Here is a 2,503-nt window from a genome sequence, read left to right on the forward strand (position 1 = left end):
ACGAGCGGCAATGGCAAACGCTGCGGGGTTTCGTTGGTGGCGTATCCGTAGACGGTGCCTTGATCGCCAGCGCCCTGCAACGCAAACTCACTCGTGTCTCCGAAGCGAGCCTCCAAGGACTTGGAAACTCCTGCGTTGATGTCTGGGGATTGGCGGCGTGTCCAGACGAAAACGAGGAACTTCCACGGCACATAACCCGCCTTCACCAGCGCGTAACGCACCGACTCACGAATACGCGGACGAACCTTCGAAGTGATCTCGCCAGTCACAATGATCCTGCGGCCAGATGCCATCACTTCTACTGCAACGCGGGCAGCAGGATCCTCGTAGAGGATATCGTCAAGGATCGTGTCAGCGATCAAATCACAGAGCTTATCGGGATGGCCGATACACACGGCCTCAGCAGTCTTCGTAACAGACATACACACTCACTTTCCAAAGAATCGGGACATAGAAAAGTGCCCACCCATCTCGGGCAGGCACACGAGAATCAAAGGGGTGTTAGGAGCGGGCTTGCAGCAGGCGCTCCATCACGTCATCACCCGGCGCCGAACCTGAGTAGTCGCTGGTGCAGGTGGCGCGCACTATCTCGTAAATCTCGTACCAGTACACGTTCGCTTGCTTCCCGAAAGACTGGGACATAGCAACGAAAGGGGATGCGATCGCAGCCCCTGTGGTTGGGTGTTTGCCGAGCAAGCCGAACTTGGAGATCGCCTGTTCACACTGCACATAACGCGCGAACGCCTGCGCATAGGATTCGATCAAGCGCGGTGCGACGAACTGGGAACAGCCACGTTGATCGAGCCATTGCCATGTTTCTCGGTAGACGAGGTCAGCGCCGAGGGGTTTACCATCACGCTGAATCTCCGACAGATACTCGGCAGGCTCCGGCATCACCTCACCAGCAAGCACCGCACCATCCCCGATATCTGAGCCTTCAAAGTCAAACGGCTCACCCAGCGGATCATCAAGCCGCGTGGCTGGGCGGCCAGCTGCGAGCTTCGCATTCAGCGGATCGGGTTTCGCACCTGCCCGCACACGGCGGCCACCCCGGTTCGTTCCGTCTTTCGCCATAGGTTTTCATCTGCTTTCCTGCTGTGAGACAATTAGTGGCGTGCCGAGACCGAAGACGAAAACTGAACTATTGGATGCCGCCGAGGCGCAGTATGCGAAACTGGACAGCCTCATTGAGGGCATGAGTTCCGACGATCAGCATACGAATTTTGATCCCAGCATCACTCAAATCGGTAAAGAAGCCCACTGGGCGCGGGACAAAAACCTGCGCGACGTCCTTGCCCACCTGCACGAGTGGCAGCGCATGTTGCTTGGCTTCGTCGACGCCAACCGCCAGGGTCAGCCTCGACCGTTTCTTCCGTTTCCTCACACGTGGCGAACCACGCCAACGCTCAACCAAGAGATTTGGACTCAATATCAGGGCACTGAGCTTGAGGCTATCCGCGAGAACCTCGCTGACAGCCACACCGCAGTAGTGGCTCTCATCGGCGAGTTCACCAACGAGGAGTTATTCACCAAGGCGCATTTCCCGTGGACGGGCACAACCTCGCTCGGCTCCTACTGCGTGTCAGCCACATCAAGCCACTACGAATGGGCAATCAAAAAGCTCCGTGCATTCACCAGAAAGCCGCCAGAACAACCCCATAACCAAGCCGCCCCCCAGTAGCTTCTTACCACGCTGTACACCACAGACAGATACTCGGGAGCCTCTGGTATAGGCGCTCCCGTGCGCCTTTTCGTGACTGTCGGGTTCAACGCACCAGGCCTCGTGCCTGCATTCACGCAACATCCGCCCGATCAGCGCTATCCTTAGCAATGCAGGGAAACCCTTCTTGTAGAATGAGAACTTATTGGGGCATACAACTCCTGATGCCGTTGCCGTATCAAAATGTGTAGCGAAAAGTTGAAGGGACTGGTCATCAAAAAAATATCTGTGTTTCTTGTATCCGCTCTGGCATATTTTGTCGGCGCGTGGCTTTTCGCCGCCATCTTTCTACGGTGCAAGGATCAGGATCAGAGATTTTTTGTGGTCTTCTTATTGATGCCACTCATGTATGTGTGTTTCACGATTCTTCTTCTGCTTTTTAATAAGCATTTCATCGGTATTCAATCTGCCCGCGCGTTGCAACTTTCAGCAGGAGCCTTTATCGGACTCTCAGCTTTTCTCTTTTCACTCGATGGTGTCGGCTCGTTAGTTCATAGTGATTCTTTTTCTCAACTGCTGAGCCAGTTTTCCGTTCCCGCCATCGGCGCTCTTGTTGCTGGTGGTGTAGCGCTTGGGTTTAGCGTTTTTACCCAAGCGCCACACCAAGGAAAAGACCAAATCAATTATCGGTAGATGAATTCAGCTAGCTTTCGGCAAGCTGTCAAACGAATCTCTTCCTTGACGTATCCAGCCAGGAACCATCCTAAAACGGCGCTATCCAAGTCGGCATATTCACTTATTTTCTGATATGCCTCAGTGGAATTATTCGCCCCCAAGCTCCAG

General features: G+C 54.4%; 4 protein-coding genes. 2 read left to right on the forward strand and 2 right to left on the reverse strand.

Going from position 1 to position 2,503, the window contains the following annotated elements:
- Both AC5RE1_RS00650 and AC5RE1_RS00655 read right to left on the reverse strand, forming a co-directional pair.
- The coding region (locus AC5RE1_RS00650; RefSeq protein WP_493938194.1) for an S-adenosylmethionine synthetase N-terminal domain-containing protein at window positions 1–422 on the reverse strand (422 nt) is incomplete at its 3' end.
- Between the two features lie 79 nt (window positions 423–501).
- Window positions 502–1,074: a P27 family phage terminase small subunit gene (locus tag AC5RE1_RS00655; RefSeq protein WP_004007621.1), complete on the reverse strand. Its 573-nt coding sequence runs from the start codon at window positions 1,072–1,074 to the stop codon at window positions 502–504.
- 40 nt (window positions 1,075–1,114) lie between these two features.
- Here AC5RE1_RS00655 and AC5RE1_RS00660 point away from each other — a divergent pair, with 40 nt between their 5' ends.
- Together AC5RE1_RS00660 and AC5RE1_RS00665 are read left to right on the forward strand one after the other, a co-directional pair.
- A complete protein-coding gene (locus AC5RE1_RS00660) occupies window positions 1,115–1,681 on the forward strand; it encodes a ClbS/DfsB family four-helix bundle protein (RefSeq protein WP_004007622.1) in 567 nt (188 codons plus the stop codon).
- A gap of 237 nt (window positions 1,682–1,918) precedes the next feature.
- Entirely contained in the window at window positions 1,919–2,353 is a 435-nt protein-coding gene (locus tag AC5RE1_RS00665; protein WP_227469326.1) for a hypothetical protein, read from the forward strand.
- Window positions 2,354–2,503: the final 150 nt, after the last annotated feature.

This window comes from Actinotignum sp. usb-actsch-rep-73, from assembly GCF_059082735.1.

What these genes read in the sequence shown, in the direction of transcription:
- AC5RE1_RS00655 (WP_004007621.1), bottom strand. Translation starts at nt 1,074, where the DNA reads ATGGCGAAAGACGGAACGAACCGGGGTGGCCGCCGTGTGCGGGCAGGT.